The organism is Bacillus cereus group sp. N11, from assembly GCF_016483605.1.
Classification (GTDB): domain Bacteria; phylum Bacillota; class Bacilli; order Bacillales; family Bacillaceae_G; genus Bacillus_A; species Bacillus_A toyonensis.
Window position 1 is genome coordinate 1 of record NZ_JAEHBN010000111.1, and the last position, 235, is coordinate 235.

Below are 235 nucleotides of genomic sequence, written 5' to 3' on the forward strand. Positions count from 1 at the left end.
ACTCTAATTATCTTAATCTTATTGCGTAACTTCCGAACGACACTCATCGCTGTTGTCAGAATTCCATTATCTATTTTATTAACACGCTTTTTACTACACCAATCTAACATCACACTTAACATTTTAACTCTCGGTGGCGTAGCAGTTGCAGTTGGACGTCTCGTCGATGATAGTATCGGTGTCATTGAAAATATTTTTCGCCGTTTACCAAAAGAACCTATCTCTAAAGAGATTA

Annotated in this window: 1 protein-coding gene; it reads left to right on the plus strand. The window is 36.6% G+C overall.

Annotated features, from left to right (window positions below):
* The coding region (locus JDS98_RS29910; RefSeq protein WP_199634651.1) for an efflux RND transporter permease subunit at positions 1 to 235 on the plus strand (235 nt) is incomplete at both ends.